Source organism: Curtobacterium sp. C2H10 (assembly GCF_025407985.1).
Classification (GTDB): Bacteria; Actinomycetota; Actinomycetes; order Actinomycetales; family Microbacteriaceae; genus Curtobacterium.
Map to the genome: position 1 here is coordinate 15,799 of NZ_JABXGF010000043.1, position 14,558 is coordinate 30,356.

Annotated in this window: 15 protein-coding genes; 10 read left to right on the forward strand and 5 right to left on the reverse strand. The window is 71.6% G+C overall.

Annotation, left to right across the window (positions count from 1 at the left end):
• Positions 1-20 precede the first annotated feature (20 nt).
• The 4 genes from HWD93_RS14135 to HWD93_RS14150 are packed head-to-tail and all read left to right on the forward strand — an operon-like array spanning position 21 to position 4,072.
• The gene (locus HWD93_RS14135; RefSeq protein WP_261647161.1) at positions 21-1,064 is read left to right on the forward strand and encodes a glycosyltransferase family 2 protein; all 1,044 of its coding nucleotides are present in this window, start codon (positions 21-23) and stop codon (positions 1,062-1,064) included.
• Positions 1,065-1,073: 9 nt separating this feature from the next.
• Positions 1,074-1,892 (forward strand): CDP-alcohol phosphatidyltransferase family protein, encoded by an 819-nt coding sequence (locus HWD93_RS14140; RefSeq protein WP_070416675.1) that lies wholly within the window; start codon positions 1,074-1,076, stop codon positions 1,890-1,892.
• A complete protein-coding gene (locus HWD93_RS14145) occupies positions 1,889-2,797 on the forward strand; it encodes a glycosyltransferase (protein ID WP_261647162.1) in 909 nt (302 codons plus the stop codon). Before HWD93_RS14140 ends, HWD93_RS14145 begins: the two co-directional genes overlap by 4 nt.
• 42 nt (positions 2,798-2,839) lie before the next feature.
• Positions 2,840-4,072, forward strand: coding sequence for a CDP-glycerol glycerophosphotransferase family protein (locus HWD93_RS14150; protein ID WP_261647163.1), 1,233 nt, complete (start codon positions 2,840-2,842; stop codon positions 4,070-4,072).
• Positions 4,073-4,118: 46 nt separating this feature from the next.
• Here the strand turns inward: HWD93_RS14150 and HWD93_RS14155 are convergent, their stop codons facing one another.
• The 4 genes from HWD93_RS14155 to HWD93_RS14170 form a co-directional block, all read right to left on the reverse strand.
• Positions 4,119-4,421: a hypothetical protein gene (locus HWD93_RS14155; protein WP_071302029.1), complete on the reverse strand. Its 303-nt coding sequence runs from the start codon at positions 4,419-4,421 to the stop codon at positions 4,119-4,121.
• Positions 4,422-4,530: 109 nt separating this feature from the next.
• Complete coding sequence (locus tag HWD93_RS14160; RefSeq protein WP_070416671.1) at positions 4,531-5,301, reverse strand: ABC transporter ATP-binding protein; 771 nt, start codon at positions 5,299-5,301, stop codon at positions 4,531-4,533.
• A complete protein-coding gene (locus HWD93_RS14165; RefSeq protein WP_070416670.1) occupies positions 5,301-6,125 on the reverse strand; it encodes an ABC transporter permease in 825 nt (274 codons plus the stop codon). The genes HWD93_RS14160 and HWD93_RS14165 overlap by 1 nt, the downstream gene beginning before the upstream one ends.
• A 44-nt stretch (positions 6,126-6,169) precedes the next feature.
• Positions 6,170-6,865: an NTP transferase domain-containing protein gene (locus HWD93_RS14170; RefSeq protein ID WP_070416669.1), complete on the reverse strand. Its 696-nt coding sequence runs from the start codon at positions 6,863-6,865 to the stop codon at positions 6,170-6,172.
• A 321-nt stretch (positions 6,866-7,186) separates the two neighbouring features.
• Between HWD93_RS14170 and HWD93_RS14175 the strand changes: the two genes are divergently transcribed.
• From HWD93_RS14175 to HWD93_RS14185, 3 genes are all read left to right on the forward strand, one after another.
• Complete coding sequence (locus HWD93_RS14175) at positions 7,187-8,593, forward strand: ABC transporter ATP-binding protein (RefSeq protein ID WP_261647164.1); 1,407 nt, start codon at positions 7,187-7,189, stop codon at positions 8,591-8,593.
• Positions 8,569-10,140 (forward strand): ABC transporter permease, encoded by a 1,572-nt coding sequence (locus HWD93_RS14180; RefSeq protein ID WP_261647165.1) that lies wholly within the window; start codon positions 8,569-8,571, stop codon positions 10,138-10,140. Before HWD93_RS14175 ends, HWD93_RS14180 begins: the two co-directional genes overlap by 25 nt.
• 148 nt (positions 10,141-10,288) lie before the next feature.
• Entirely contained in the window at positions 10,289-10,549 is a 261-nt protein-coding gene (locus HWD93_RS14185; protein WP_092384164.1) for a DUF3039 domain-containing protein, read from the forward strand.
• Between the two features lie 9 nt (positions 10,550-10,558).
• Here the strand turns inward: HWD93_RS14185 and HWD93_RS14190 are convergent, their stop codons facing one another.
• The gene (locus HWD93_RS14190; RefSeq protein WP_261647166.1) at positions 10,559-11,908 is read right to left on the reverse strand and encodes a nicotinate phosphoribosyltransferase; all 1,350 of its coding nucleotides are present in this window, start codon (positions 11,906-11,908) and stop codon (positions 10,559-10,561) included.
• Between the two features lie 284 nt (positions 11,909-12,192).
• On the opposite strand from HWD93_RS14190, the gene murI reads away from it, so the two are divergent.
• From murI to rdgB, 3 genes are read left to right on the forward strand one after another with little or no spacing between them, the layout of a single operon-like run.
• Positions 12,193-13,038, forward strand: coding sequence for a glutamate racemase (gene murI / locus HWD93_RS14195; RefSeq protein WP_261647167.1), 846 nt, complete (start codon positions 12,193-12,195; stop codon positions 13,036-13,038).
• Complete coding sequence (gene rph, locus HWD93_RS14200) at positions 13,035-13,772, forward strand: ribonuclease PH (protein WP_070416667.1); 738 nt, start codon at positions 13,035-13,037, stop codon at positions 13,770-13,772. Before murI ends, rph begins: the two co-directional genes overlap by 4 nt.
• Complete coding sequence (rdgB, locus tag HWD93_RS14205; RefSeq protein WP_261647168.1) at positions 13,769-14,362, forward strand: RdgB/HAM1 family non-canonical purine NTP pyrophosphatase; 594 nt, start codon at positions 13,769-13,771, stop codon at positions 14,360-14,362. Before rph ends, rdgB begins: the two co-directional genes overlap by 4 nt.
• Positions 14,363-14,558 lie beyond the last annotated feature (196 nt).

The window sequence follows — 14,558 nt, forward strand, 5'->3', positions numbered from 1 at the left end:
GTGAGGACCCCGAGGTACCGATGCAGACAGACGGACAGCCCCTGCCGGGCGTCTCGTACGTGATGCCCGTCCTCAACGAGGTCACCGAGGTCCGGGCAGCCGTCCAGAGTCTGCTCGAGCAGGACTACTCCGGTCCGTTCGAGGTCATCCTCGCCCTCGGCCCGTCGATCGACGGCACCAACGAACTCGTCGCCGAGATGAGCGCGGCAGACCCTCGGATCCGCGCGATCGAGAACCCCGCCGGCTCCACGCCCGCCGGGCTGAACGTGGCGATCCGCGCGTCCGTGCACCCCGTCGTGGTCCGTGTCGACGCGCACTCGGTGCTGCCGCAGGACTACACGCGGATCGCCGTGCGCGTGCTGCAGGAGTCGGGCGCGGACAACGTCGGCGGGATCATGCGCGCCGAGGGGCGGACCCCGTTCGAACGCGCCGTGGCGCTCGCGTACGGCAGCCGGGTCGGGCTCGGTGGCACGCCGCACCACGTCGGCGGCCAGGCCGGTCCGGCCGAGACGGCGTACCTCGGCGTGTTCCGGCGTGACCGACTGTTCGAGGTCGGGCTGTTCGACGAGGGCATCAAGCGCGGCCAGGACTGGGAGCTCAACCGGCGCCTCCGGCAGACCGGTGGCACGGTGTGGTTCACCCCGGAGCTCGTCGTCACGTACCGCCCGCGGCCGAGCCTGAAGCGTCTGGTCCGGCAGTTCGTCGCCACGGGGCTGTGGCGCGGCGAGCTCGCCCGCCGGTTCCCCGCCAACAACGGCCTGCGATACTTCGTGCCTCCGGCCATGGTCGCCGCGATGGCGCTCGGCATCGTCGCCGGCATCGTCGGGATCATCGGCGCCGCACTCGGGACGGGGGCGACGTGGGCGCTGCTCGGCTTCGTGGTGCCCGCCGTCTACATCGTCTTCGTCGTGCTGGGGGCCGTCGCGGTCGCCCGGCGGTCGGGGCTGCCGACGCTCCTCTGGCTCGTCGTGGTGCTGCCGTGCATCCACGTCGGGTGGGGACTCGGCTTCATCATCGGCTTCCTGACCCGGACGTCCGAGCTGACCACGCACACGGGACGGTGACCTGACCTCTTGACCGATGACACGACCGGCCGCGGGAACGCCCGCCCCACCTCGATCGCCGAACTCCGTGCCGTCGCCCAACCGGACGAGGTCCGTTCGCGGGCGAACGCCGAGCACTGGACGGCGTCGCTGTACCTGCGGGACGTCTCGCCGTACCTGACGTGGGTGCTGCTGAAGACCCGCGTGACGGCGAACCAGGTGACCGGCCTGATGATCCTCGTCGGGTGGAGCGTCGCGGCCGCCCTGCTCATCCCGGGCATCTGGGGTGCGGCGCTCGCGCTCGTGCTCGGGCAGCTGCAGATGCTCGTCGACTGCTGCGACGGCGAGGTCGCCCGGTGGCGGGGGACCCGGTCGCCCGCCGGCGTGTTCCTCGACAAGGTCGGGCACTACACCACCGAGGGACTCATCCCCATCGCACTCGGCGTCCGTGCGGCCACGTGGCCGATCCACGGCGCGGACTGGATGTGGACCACGATCGGCTGCGCGCTGGGACTCGTGATCGTCCTCAACAAGGCGCTCAACGACATGGTGCACGTCGCACGGGCGAACGCCGGGCTCGACAAGCTCGTCGACCGTCGCGACGCCGGCACCGCCCCGTCCGGACGACGGCTCGCCACGCTGCGTCGCGCCGCCCGGTTCCTGCCGTTCCACCGCCTGTACCACTCGGTCGAGCTGAGCATCCTCGCGTTCGTCTTCGCGCTGCTGGCGCTCGTGATCGGTCATCCCCTGGCCGACCGGATCCTGGTGGGGGCGCTCCTGCCGCTGGCGATCCTGGCGACGTTCGGGCACTTCGTGGCGATCATCTCGTCGAAGCGGGTCCGCGGGTGACCCCGGGCACGCTCCGTCGTCACGCGGTCCCGCACCGCGAGCGGCCCCGTGTCGCCGTGGTGAGCCTGTCGCAGGGGACCCGCCCGGACGACCTGCGTCGTGGACTCGAGAGCGTGCTCGTGCAGCAGGACGTCGAACTCGACGTGGTGTGCGTCGGCAACGGCTGGGAGCCGACCGGTCTGCCCGAGGGCGTCCGGGCGCTGGCCCTGCCCGAGAACGTGGGCATCCCCGCCGGGCGGAACGCCGGGGCCGAGGTGGTCGACGGCGACTACGTGTTCTTCCTCGACGACGATGCCTCGGTGCCGTCGCAGACGTTCCTGCGTGACGCGATCGGCCTGTTCGAGCGCGATCCGTCGCTCGGTCTCGTGCAACCCCGGGTCGTCGACCCAACCGGCGCTGCGAACCCGACGCGCTGGATCCCGCGGATCCGCAAGGGCGAGCCCGACCACTCGTCGCCGGTGTTCTCGGTGTGGGAAGGGGCGGTCGTCCTGCCGATGGACGTGTACCGCGCGACCGGCGGCTGGGGAGCGGAGTACTTCTACGCGCACGAGGGCATCGAGCTCGCGTGGCGCGTGTGGGATGCCGGCCGACGGACCTGGTACGCCGGGGACCTCGTCGCGCACCACCCCGCGATCGACCCGGCACGCCACACCGAGTACTACCGGCTGAACGCCCGGAACCGGGTCTGGCTGGCTCGGCGCAACCTGCCGGCGGTGCTCCGACCGCTGTACGTCGGGTCGTGGGCGGCGATCCAGGTCGCGCGCTGGTGGCGACACCCGCAGCGGCTCGCCACCTGGTTCGGTGGCGTCCGTGAAGGCTGGCGGAGCGACTGCGGTCCCGTGCACGTGATGGGCTGGCTCACGATCGGCCGCATGACGCTCGCCGGCCGTCCGCCCGTCGTCTGACCCGCCCGCACCGAACCGTCCCCGGACCCAGGAAGAGAGACCATGCCGATCATCAGCGACGCGCGCACGGCCCTGCGGCTCGCCGACCGCCTGCTCAAGTCGCGACGCAGCCGTCGTGAACTCGCACGCCGGCTGCCGTCGGTGGTGGCCCCTGCTCCGGGCACCGTGGAGATCGCCGTCTACTTCGCCGACGGCCCCGTGAACATGTACCAGGTGCGGCAGTGGTACGCCCCCCTCGCCGAACTCGCGGCGACCCACCCGGTCGCGATCATCGCGCGGAGCCCCGGCACCATGCTCACCCTGCTCGACGAGTCGCCGGTGCCCGTGGTCTACGCGCGCCAGGTCGTCGACCTCGAGCAGTTCGTCGAGGAGCAGGCACCGAAGATCGTCTTCTACGTCAACCAGAACGCCCGCAACTTCCAGATGATGCGGTACGGGCGCATGTGGCACGTCTTCGTGAACCACGGCGAGAGCGACAAGATGTACATGACGACGAACCAGTTCAAGGCGTACGACTACGCCCTGATCGCCGGTGACGCCGCTCGTGGACGGCTGTCGGACGCCCTGTGGGACTACGACCTGGATGCCCGGACGATCTCGATCGGTCGCCCGCAGGCCGACCACTTCGCCGGCGCCGCGCCGTACCCGGCCGACGACCGCACGGTCGTGCTCTACGCGCCGACGTGGGAGGGGGACCGCGCAGCGGCCGCCTACGGGTCGATCGCGAGCCACGGCACCACGATCGCCGAACGGGTGCTCGCGTCGCCGACGCACCGGCTCGTCTACCGGCCGCACCCCCGCAGCGGTGTGCGCGACGCCGCGTACAAGGCGGCGCACGAGCGGATCGTCGCTGCCATCGCGAGCGCCAACGCCGCCGACCCGGGCGCCCACCACGTGTACGACGACGGTGCCGAGCTGGGGTGGCAGCTCGCCGGAGCGGACGTGGCGATCACGGACATCAGCGCGATGATCTACGACCGGCTCGCCGTGGGCAAGCCGCTCATCGTGACCCGGCCGGTCGCGCCCGAGGCGGACGTCGACGAGCGCGGGTACCTGAGCGACGCCAACTGGTTGACGGCGTCCGATGCGCAGGACGTCGTCGCGCGGGTCGACGCCGCGGCGAACGACGCCGCCGAGCTCGCGAAGCTGCAGCACTGGGTCGAGCGGTACTTCGGGGACACGACGCCCGGTGCGGCGACGAAGCGGCTGCACGACGCGGTCGAACGGCTGCTCGCCCGTTGGCAGACCGTCGCGGCGGCGCGCGGCGAGGACTGAGGGACCGACCCGGACCCACCGGTCGGCGGTGGCACGACGAGGACGGTCAGGCAGCACGGGCGTCACCCACGAGGGACATCCGCCAGAGGTACTCGGAGCGGTCCGGTCGACGCCAGCGGACGATCACCACGCCCGTGTCGTCGGTGGTGGCGCCGAACACGGCGATCGAGAGCGACCGACCCGGTTCGAGCCGGTGCACGGCGAGCGGCGGGCAGTAGCCGGTGCCGAGGTGGGTGAGCGTGATGCCGTCGACGGGTTCGTCGCCGGTGTTCAGCAGGTCGTAGCGCCGCGGAGCGCGGGAACGGTCGATCGAGAACGGGACGGGGTAGGCCGGTGTCGGGTGGTGCATGCCGTCACCGTAGGGTGAGGGTCTGACGTCCGGGGGCCGGTTCGGCTCGGGGGAGTGGCGGCTGTGGAGAGCGGCCCGGGGGACCCTGGTTGTGGACGGGGATCGGTGGTCAGACGGCGTAGTCGGACGAGTACCGCTGCAGTGCTTCCTCGATCGTGCCGTCGAGCTGCAGGCGACCCTTGTCGAGGTACAGCCCGCGCTCGCAGAAGCGGCGGAGGTCCTTGTCGCTGTGCGAGACGAAGAACAGCGTGCGGCCACCGGCGAGGAGTTCCTCGATCCGCTTGTAGCACTTCTCGCGGAACCCCTTGTCGCCGACCGCCAGCACCTCGTCCACCAGGATCACCGGTTCGTCGAGGCGCGAGATGACCGCGAACGCGATGCGCACCTTCATGCCGCTCGACAGGTGCTTGTACGGGGTGTCGACGAAGTCGCCGATCTCGGCGAACTCGATGATCTCGTCGAAGGCGTCGCGGATCTCCGCCCGGGACATGCCGTGCAGTCCCGCCGTGAGGTAGACGTTGTCGCGGACCGAGAGGTCTCCGACGAAGCCACCGGTGATCTCGATCAGGGGTGCGACCCCGGCGCCGACGTGGATGCGTCCCTCGTCGGGGAGCATGACCTGGGCCACGAGCTTCAGCAGCGTCGACTTGCCCTGACCGTTGCGGCCGACGACCCCGATCGCCTCACCCGGGCGGACGTCGAACGACACGCCCCGGAGCGCCCAGAACTCGTCCGCGCGCTTGCGGCGGTTGCTGCCGGCGAAGAGGTCCTTGAAGCTCCGGCTCGCCCGACGGTTGCGCTTGAACCGGATGCCGGCGTCGCGGACGGAGATCACGGGGGCGACCGTCGCGCTGCGGCTGGTCTGCTCGGTGGCGGTCATCACAGCTCCTTCAGGACGCGGTGCTCGCTGCGGCGGAACACGACGAGTCCGATCGCGAGGACGACGACGGTGACGACGACGGAGACCCCGACCTCGAACCAGTTCAGCTGCGACGGGAAGAACGCGGCGCGGTAGATGCCGAAGATGCCGCTGAGCGGGTTGAACGCCGCGAGGTCGTGCAGCTTGTCGGGCAGTGCCGACGTGCCGTAGATGATCGGCGATGCGTAGAAGAGGAACCGGAGCACGAGCTTCACCGCACGCTCGAGGTCACGGAAGAAGACCACGAGCGGCGCGACGATCAGGCCGAGCCCGTACACGAGCGCGCACTGCAGCACGATCGCGAGCGGGTAGAGCGCGATCTCCCAGTGCCAGTGCGCCCCCGTCGCGATCGCGAACACGGCGAGCACCGGCAGGCTGAGGAGGAACTCGATGCCCTTCGACGCCGTGACCCGGGCGACCCAGATGCTGCGCGGGATCGTCGTCGACCGGATGAGCTTGGTCTCCTTGATGAACGCCCGCGTCGAGTCCGAGACGGCACCGGTGAACCACATCCACGGCAGCAGCGCCGACAGCAGGAACACGATGTACGGCTCTTCGCCGACCGACCCGCGGTGGAACACCTGCGTGAAGACGAACCAGTAGATCGCCGACATCACGAGCGGGTCGAGGATCGACCAGAAGTAGCCGAGCGCCGAGGTCGAGTAGCGGACGCGGAGGTCTCGGATCGTCAGCAGCCAGAGGGCATGACGATAGCGCCGACCGGCGCTCCGGGACGCCGCTGGTGCGGCAGCCGCGGGCGCGGTCGGCGCACTCGCTGTGGTCACGGTTTCCCTTCGGGCGGAACCGCCGAGGGGGTCTTGACGCTGGTTCAGGCGAACAGGTTGTTCGCGCGCTCGAGGTCCTCGGCGAAGTCGATCTCGACCGCGTAGAGGTCCGAGATGTCGATCGGGCTCCAGAGTAGCCCGTCCTCGGCGATGGCAGCCTCGATGCCGCCCTCGAAGTACTCCTGGTCGTCGACGCGACCGAGCTGGCGGATGAGCGCCTGCTTGTCCTTCGAGGACACGTAGTTGATGCCGACGGCTTCGCCGAGGCCGCCGACGACCTGCTTCGACAGCTTGTGGATGAAGCCCTCGGCGTCGACGGTGTACTTGACCTCTTCGTCGGAGACCTTGTCGGTGTTGACGCTGACGAACGAGCGGTCCTCGTCGATCATGTCGGCCGCACGCACCAGGGCACGCGGGTCGAAGACGACGTCACCGTTCATCCAGAGCACGCCGCCCTTGCCCGTCGCCTTGAGGGCGCGGAGCAGGCTCTTCGAGGTGTTCGTGGAGTCGTAGGACTCGTTGTAGACGAAGTTCGCCTCGGGGAAGGCCTCGACGATGTACTCCGACTTGTAGCCGACGACGATCGTGACGCGTGCGCTCGAACCGAACGCCGCACGGATGTTGTCGAACTGCTGCTGCATGATGGTGCGGCCGTCGCTCAGTTCGGTCAGCGGCTTCGGCAGGCTGCGCCCGAGGCGGCTGCCCATCCCCGCTGCGAGGATGACGATCTGCGTGGTCATGCTGGTCCCTTCTGGTGTCCGCCCGCGCGCCCTGGGGCACGGGCGGGCCTCGTCGAGTGTGCTCCCGGAAGATCCGATCTGCCCGGGAAGACCGCCGTCTCTGCGCGCATTCGCAGGGAGGGATCGTCACGGGGACACCGGCCGGGGCAGGTTTCCAAGTGGTGAACACTTCGTCGTGCCTCGGTGAATGATACGGAACGACCCTCCGCCGGGGTACGGTCTCGGCCGCTTCGTGCTCATTTCGTGACACAGCACCGGGGATTCGGGACACCGAGCCCGAGGCGTCCCCCGCTGTCCGGTGAGCGTTGGTACGGTGGGGCGGTGGCCGCAGCAGCAGGGGACGACGACGACGTGTACGCCACGTCGGACGCTGCCTGGCTGACCGAGGAAGCGGACGCCGACACCGAGGCCGAAGCGGCCGCCGACGGCGACGACGACACCGCGGACGACGCTGCCACCGAGGACGACGACGCCACCGCGGCGGGAGACGCCGCTGACGACGACATGGGGGACGGGGATGCACACGACGCCTCCGCTGAGGACACGATGACCGACGACACGACGGCCACCGAGACGACGGAGACGGGGGCGGACCGCGTCGCCGCGCAGGCGGTGGCGCCGACGACCACCGGTCGCCGCCCTGCCAAGGCGCGCGGCGGCAAGGGACGTGCCACCCGCCCGACGCAGACGGCGGGGACGACCGGCACCGTGCCTCCTGGCCCGCGCGACGGGGTGGACGAGACGGACGCGACCGCCGCCACGGACGCGACCGACCGCGCGACCCCGACCGACCGCGCGACCCCGACCGACCGCGCGACCCCGACGGACACCGCAACCGCCACGGACCCCGCAGCGGACACGGCAGCAGCCGACACCGCAGCGGACACCGCGGCGCCCGACACCAAGCCCGCGAAGAAGCGCCCGAGCGGCACCAAGCGCCCCGCGCCCACGGCCAAGCAGCCCCAGCAGCCCGTCGTCCTCCGTGCCGACGGCCTCGTGAAGCGCTACGGCCAGACCCTCGCCGTCGACGAGGTCGACCTCGAGATCCGCCAGGGCTCGATCTTCGGCGTCGTCGGCCCGAACGGCGCCGGCAAGACGACCACCCTGTCGATGGTCACCGGACTCCTGCGCCCCGACGCCGGCAGCGTGACCGTGCTCGACCACGACGTGTGGGCCGACCCGACCGCCGCCAAGCGGGACCTCGGCGTGCTGCCGGACCGGCTCCGGCTGTTCGACCGGCTGACCGGCGCGCAGCTGCTGTACTACTCGGCGACCCTCCGCGGGCTCGACGGCGCCACCGCGCGCAAGCGCAGCAGTGACCTGGCCGAGGCGTTCGGTCTCGGCGAGGCGCTCGGCCGTCAGGTCGCCGACTACTCCGTGGGCATGGCGAAGAAGATCGCCCTCGCGGCGACGCTCATCCACTCGCCCCGGGTGCTCGTGCTCGACGAACCGTTCGAGTCCGTCGACCCGGTGAGCGCAGCGACCATCACCGAGATCCTCCGTCGCTACACGCGCGGGGGCGGCACGGTGGTGCTCTCCAGCCACTCCATGGAACTCGTGCAGCGCACGTGTGACTCCGTCGCCATCATCGTCGGCGGCAAGGTCCTCGCCTCCGGCACGATGGCGCAGGTCCGCGGGCGCAAGAGCCTCGAGGACAAGTTCGTCGAACTCGCGGGCGGCCGCGTCGTGGCAGAGAGCATGGAATGGTTGCACAGCTTCTCCGGCTGAGGGCGGACCTGCTCGCGGGCGAGGTCCGCGGGAGCGCCCGTCGGTCGGTCCTCGTCGTGCTCGGCAGCCTCGCGGGACTCGTCGCCGCGGTGCTCGTCGCGATCGAGGTCGTCGGGCTCCGTGACGCCGCACCCGAGGTCGCGCGTTCGGTCGTCGTCCCGGTCGGCACGCTCATCGCCTTCGCGTTCACGGTCGTCCCGCTCGTCGTCGGGCGCGGCGACCAGTTCGATCCGCGGCGCTTCACCGTGTTCGGCATCGGCCGACGTGACCTGGCGGTCGGGCTCGGGGTAGCCGGACTCATCGGGGTCCCGGTCGTCGCGGTCGCCGTCGTGGCCGTCGCGCAGTCGGTCGCGTGGATGCGCGGTGCGGGTGTCGGCGTCCTCGGCGTCGTCGCAGCCCTCCTCGCCATCGCCACGTGCGCCCTGCTCATCCGCGTCGGCAGCGCCGTCGGTGCGTCCCTGATCGGTCCGCACCGGTCGCGGGACGCCGGCTGGCTGGTCGCGCTGGTCATCGTCGTGCTGGCGATCCCGGCCGTCTCGCTCCTGCTCCGCGTCGACTGGCTCGACCCGGCCGGCGCCGAGATGCAGCGCGTCGCCGACATCGCCGGGTGGACGCCGTGGGGCGCCGCCTGGGCCGTGCCGGCCGACGTCGCGAGCGGCCGTGTGGGCGAGGGCGTCGTCAAGCTCGTCATCGCGGTGGTCGTCGTGGCCCTGCTCGGCCTCGCCTGGTGGGCCGTGGTCGGCCGGGCGCTCGAGACCGTCGACGGCCGTGCGCGGACCCGTCGGTACCGGGGCCTCGGATGGTTCGACACGCTCGGCTCCACGCCCGTCGGCGCGGTGGCGGCACGGGCCCTCACCTACTGGGGACGCGACCCGCGGTACCGCGCGTCCTACCTGATCATCGTGTTCGTCCCGCTCGTCGTCATCCCGCTCGGGGTGGCCGGCGTGCCGTGGCACTGGACCGCCCTGGTGCCGCTGCCGCTGATGGCGCTCATCGCGGGCTTCCTGCCGCACAACGACGTCTCGTACGACAACACCGCGGTGTGGCTGCACGTCGCCTCGGGAGCCCCGGGCTGGAGCGACCGACTCGGTCGCCTCGTGCCGGTGCTCACCGTGGGCATCCCCGCACTCGTCGCCGGCTCGTGGGTCTCCGCGTGGCTGTTCGGCGACTGGACGGCCTTCCCGCTGCTGGTCGGCGTGAGCACGAGCGCGCTCCTGTCCGGCCTCGGGCTGTCGAGCGTCGTGTCCGTCCTGCTGCCGTACCCGACCGTCCGACCGGGCGACCATCCCTTCCAGCAGCCGCAGGCCGCCGGCGTCCTCGCCTCGGTCGCGCAGTCGTCGATGGTGGTCGGCATCCTGGTCTGCTCCGTCCCCGCGGCCTGGCTCGCGGTACTCGCGTTCGTCGACGGCCCGGAGCCGTGGGGGGTCTTGACCCTCGTCGTCGGGGTCCTGGTCGGCGTGGTCGTACTGGCGGCGGGCGTCGCGATCGGCGGTCGCCTCTTCGACCGCCACGGGCCGGACCTGCTGGCCGCAGCGCAGCGCAACTGAGCCGGGTCGCTCGCGGGGTGACCACCTGACGGCCTGGAGGCGCGGGTCGACCCCGCCCCGCGCCTCCAGGCCGTCGCGGGTCGGCCACGCCCCCCCCCGCGCGTCGCGGACCGTCGCGGCGCGCGCCCGGTCGTCGTACCCTGGACGCATGAGCATGACGGAACCCGGTGGCGGCCTCGACGTGATGGACCGCGAGCTCGAGAAGCTCCTCGAGGAAGAGGCGATCGAGCCCGGCGACCACGAGCGCTTCTCGCACTACGTCAAGAAGGACAAGATCCTGCAGTCGGCCCTGACCGGCAAGCCCGTCAAGGCGCTGTGCGGGAAGAAGTGGATCCCCGGGCGCGACCCCGAGAAGTTCCCGGTCTGCCCCGACTGCAAGGCGATCTACGAGAAGATGAAGGCGGAGTGACGCCGACGCTCAGATGACGAGCGTGGGGATGGCCGGGTCGCCCCGACCGATGCGTGACGCGTCGGCGGGCAGCTCGGCCTTCGCCATCTTGTGGTGCGCGCGGGCCGCTTCGACGCCCTGCACGCCGAGGAACGCCGGGTCCACCTCGCCGTTCGTCACCACGGGGACGAGCAGCGGGCGCTCGTCCGGCCCGACCTGACCCGTGGTCAGCACGACCTCGGCGGTGGCGATGCCGTTGCGGAGGCGGCGGCCGGCCTGCTTGCGTCCGCCGACGGTGGCCTTCTCGGCCGACTTCTTCGCGACCGGGACCCAGTCGGCGTCGTTCGCACCGTCGTCGGCTGTGTCGCGGCGGCTCGCGTCGCGATGGCTCGCGTCGCGGTGGCTCGTGTCGCGGTGTGCGACGAGCTTGAACACCATGCCCGCGGCCGGGTGGCCCGATCCGGAGACCACCGAGGTCCCGACGCCGTAGGAGTCGACCGGCGCCGCGCGGAGTGCCGCGATCGTGTACTCGTCGAGGTCGTTCGTGACCGTGATCTTCGTGTCGGTCGCCCCGAGCCGGTCGAGCTGTGCGCGGACCGACGCCACGACGGACGGCAGGTCGCCGCTGTCGATGCGGACGGCGCCGAGCTTGCCGTCGGTGAGCCGGACCGCGGTGTCGACCGCGGCCTCGATGTCGTAGGTGTCGACGAGCAGCGTCGTACCGGTCCCGAGGGCGTCGATCTGCGACCGGAAGGCGTCCTCCTCCGAGTCGTGGAGGAGCGTGAACGCGTGCGCCGCGGTGCCCATCGTCGGGATGCCCCAGGTGCGCCCGGCCTCGAGGTTGCTCGTCGCCCCGAAGCCCGCGATGTACGCGGCCCGGGCGGCGGCGACGGCGTTCCACTCACCCGTGCGCCGGGAGCCCATCTCGGCGAGCGGTCGACCGTCGGCAGCGGAGACCATGCGTGCGGCGGCGCTCGCGATCGCGCTGTCGGCGTTGAAGATGCTCAGCGCGAGGGTCTCGAGCACGACGGCCTCGGCGAAGGTGCCCTCGATCTGGAGGACGGGGGAGTTCGGGAAGAAGACCTCGCCCTCGCGGTAGGCGCGGATGTCCCCGGTGAACCGGTAGTCGGCGAGGTACGAGGCCGTCCCGGCGTCGATGACGCCGCGGTCGCGCAGGAACGCGATCTCGTCGTCGCCGAACCGGAAGTCCGTCAGCGCGGTCAGGAACCGGCCGAGGCCCGCGGCGACACCGTAGCGGCGCCCGTCCGGCAGGCGGCGGGCGAAGACCTCGAACACGCACCGGCGGTCGGCCGTGCCGTCCTTGAGGGCCGCGTCGACCATGGTGAGTTCGTACTGGTCCGTGAGGAGCGCGCTGGTCACCTCTCCGACACTAGTGTCGCCCGGGCTCGGAGGTACGGATCCGCCGGCCGGCGCGCGCGAGCGGGCGGTGTGTGCCGGGTCGGCGCGGCGAGCGGTGCGTGTTCCGCCCGCTCGCCGGCTGGGTGGCCGCCTGGAGGCGCGGGGCGGCCTGGCGGGGGCGGGGCGCGCCTCCTGGACGGGACGTTGACGCGAGCGGGCGGATTCCGTCGGGTCGGCGTGGTGAGCGGTGCGTGTTCCGCCCGCTCGCGGGGCGGGCGGGCCCGCGCGCTCGGTACGCTGGTGTCGTGACGGATGCACCGATCGGAGTCTTCGACAGCGGGGTCGGCGGACTCACGGTGGCCCGCGCCATCATCGACCAGCTGCCGCGCGAGAGCATCCGGTACGTGGGCGACACCGTGCACTCGCCGTACGGCCCGAAGCCCATCGCGGACGTCCGTCGCTACGCGCTCGAGGTGATGGACGACCTCGTCGAACAGGGTGTGAAGGCCCTCGTGATCGCGTGCAACACCGCTTCGTCCGCGGTGCTCCGGGACGCGCGCGAACGGTACGAGCAGGCGTACGGCATCCCCGTCGTCGAGGTCATCCAGCCCGCTGCACGCGCCGCCGTCAAGCAGACCCGCACCGGACGCATCGGCGTGATCGGCACGGTCGGCACCATCGCGTCGCGCTCGTACGAGGACGCCTTCGCGGTCGCGTCGGAGATCAGTCTGAGCCTCGCGGCATGCCCGCGCTTCGTCGAGTTCGTCGAGGCGGGAGACACCTCCTCCCCAGCGCTCCGCGAGGTCGCTGCGGGCTACCTCGCACCGATCCGCGCAGCCGACGTCGACACGCTCGTCCTCGGGTGCACGCACTACCCGCTCATGTCCGCCGCCATCCAGTACGTGATGGGCCCGGACGTGACGCTCGTCTCCAGCGCCGAGGAGACCGCCAACGACGTGTACCGACGACTCGTCGAGCACGGGCTCGAACGGACTGCCACCGAGCCGCCGACCTACTCGTTCGAGGCGACCGGCGACGACAAGAACGGCTTCATCCGACTCGCCCGACGCTTCCTCGGCCCCGAGGTCTCCAGCGTCGGCCACCTCCAGACCGGGGCCATCACGCTGCCCCGCATCGAAAGGACCCCATGAGCGACACGCTCCGCATCGACGGCCGCACCGCGACCGACCACCGTCCCGTCACGATCGAGCGGGGGTGGAGCACGCAGGCCGAGGGCAGCGCGCTCATCTCGTTCGGCAACACCAGGGTGCTCTGCACCGCGTCCTTCACGAACGGCGTCCCGCGGTGGCTTGCCGGCAAGGGCACCGGCTGGGTCACCGCCGAGTACTCGATGCTGCCCCGCTCGACGAACGAGCGCATGCAGCGCGAGTCGATCAAGGGCAAGGTCGGCGGGCGCACGCACGAGATCTCCCGCCTGATCGGCCGATCGCTCCGCGCGGTCGTCGACACGAAGGGTCTCGGCGAGAACACGCTCGTCATCGACTGCGACGTGCTCCAGGCAGACGGCGGCACCCGCACGGCGTCGATCACCGGCGCGTACGTCGCGATGGTGGATGCGATCGAGTGGGGGCGCGACCGCGGGTTCGTGGCGAAGAAGGCGACCCCGCTGCTCGACAGCGTGCAGGCCATCTCCGTCGGGATCGTCAAGGGCGAGCCGATGCTCGACCTCGCGTACACCGAGGACTCCGCCGCCGACACCGACATGAACATCGTCACGACGGGCTCGGGCAAGTTCATCGAGGTGCAGGGGACCGCCGAGCACGCACCCTTCGACCGCGACGAGCTCAACGTGCTGCTGGACCTCGGGCTCGCGGGCAACCAGTCCCTCGCGGCGATCCAGAAGTCCGTGCTGGGGCTCGCGTGACCTCGCGCACGGTGGTCCTGGCGACGCACAACCAGGGCAAGGTCGTCGAGTTGCGCGAGATCCTCGGGTCGGCGCTGGGCGACGGCGTCGAGCTCGTCGGGTACGACGGCCCGGAGCCCGTCGAGGACGGGGACACCTACGCCGCGAACGCCCTCATCAAGGCCCGGGCGGCGGTCGCGCACACGGGGCTCCCGGCGCTCGCCGACGACTCGGGCATCGCGGTGGACGCGTTGGACGGTGCTCCCGGCATCCACTCGGCGCGGTACGCCGGCACGCGGGTCGACGCGGACAACATCGCGCTGCTGCTGCGGAACCTCGACGGGGTCGTCGAGCGCACGGCGGCGTTCGTGTGCGCCGCGGCGTTCGTCACGCCGGGCGGCACCGAGCACGTGGTCGAGGCGGTCTGGAACGGCGAGGTCACGACCGAGCCCATCGGCGACGGCGGGCACGGGTACGACCCGGTCTTCCGGCCGGACGACGCCGACCGGACGTCGGCGGAGTTGACGCGCGAGGAGAAGAACGCGCTGTCGCACCGGAGCAAGGCGTTCCGCGGGATCGCGCCGGTGGTGCGGGAGTACTTCGGCGTCTGACGCGCGGGCGCGCGGCTGCGCGGCTGCGCGTCCGCACAACCGAAGACAACCCGAGCCACGTCGCGACGTGGCTCGGGTTGTCTTTCGTTGTGCGAGGGCCCGGCGCCGCCGCGGGCCCGCGGCGAGCGGGCGGAATGTGCCGCGCGGGGGCGCCGAGCGGGGCGTACTTCGCCCGCTCGTCGGAGCGAGCGGCGGC

Bases quoted from the DNA above. Each gene is read 5' to 3' on its own strand.
- HWD93_RS14155 (WP_071302029.1), bottom strand. From the start codon at position 4,421: ATGCACCACCCGACACCGGCCTACCCCGTCCCGTTCTCGATCGACCGT.
- HWD93_RS14170 (WP_070416669.1), bottom strand. From the start codon at position 6,865: ATGACCACGCAGATCGTCATCCTCGCAGCGGGGATGGGCAGCCGCCTC.
- HWD93_RS14180 (WP_261647165.1), top strand. From the start codon at position 8,569: ATGGTTGCACAGCTTCTCCGGCTGAGGGCGGACCTGCTCGCGGGCGAG.
- HWD93_RS14135 (WP_261647161.1), top strand. From the start codon at position 21: ATGCAGACAGACGGACAGCCCCTGCCGGGCGTCTCGTACGTGATGCCC.
- HWD93_RS14185 (WP_092384164.1), top strand. From the start codon at position 10,289: ATGAGCATGACGGAACCCGGTGGCGGCCTCGACGTGATGGACCGCGAG.
- rph (WP_070416667.1), top strand. From the start codon at position 13,035: ATGAGCGACACGCTCCGCATCGACGGCCGCACCGCGACCGACCACCGT.
- HWD93_RS14160 (WP_070416671.1), bottom strand. From the start codon at position 5,301: ATGACCGCCACCGAGCAGACCAGCCGCAGCGCGACGGTCGCCCCCGTG.
- HWD93_RS14150 (WP_261647163.1), top strand. From the start codon at position 2,840: ATGCCGATCATCAGCGACGCGCGCACGGCCCTGCGGCTCGCCGACCGC.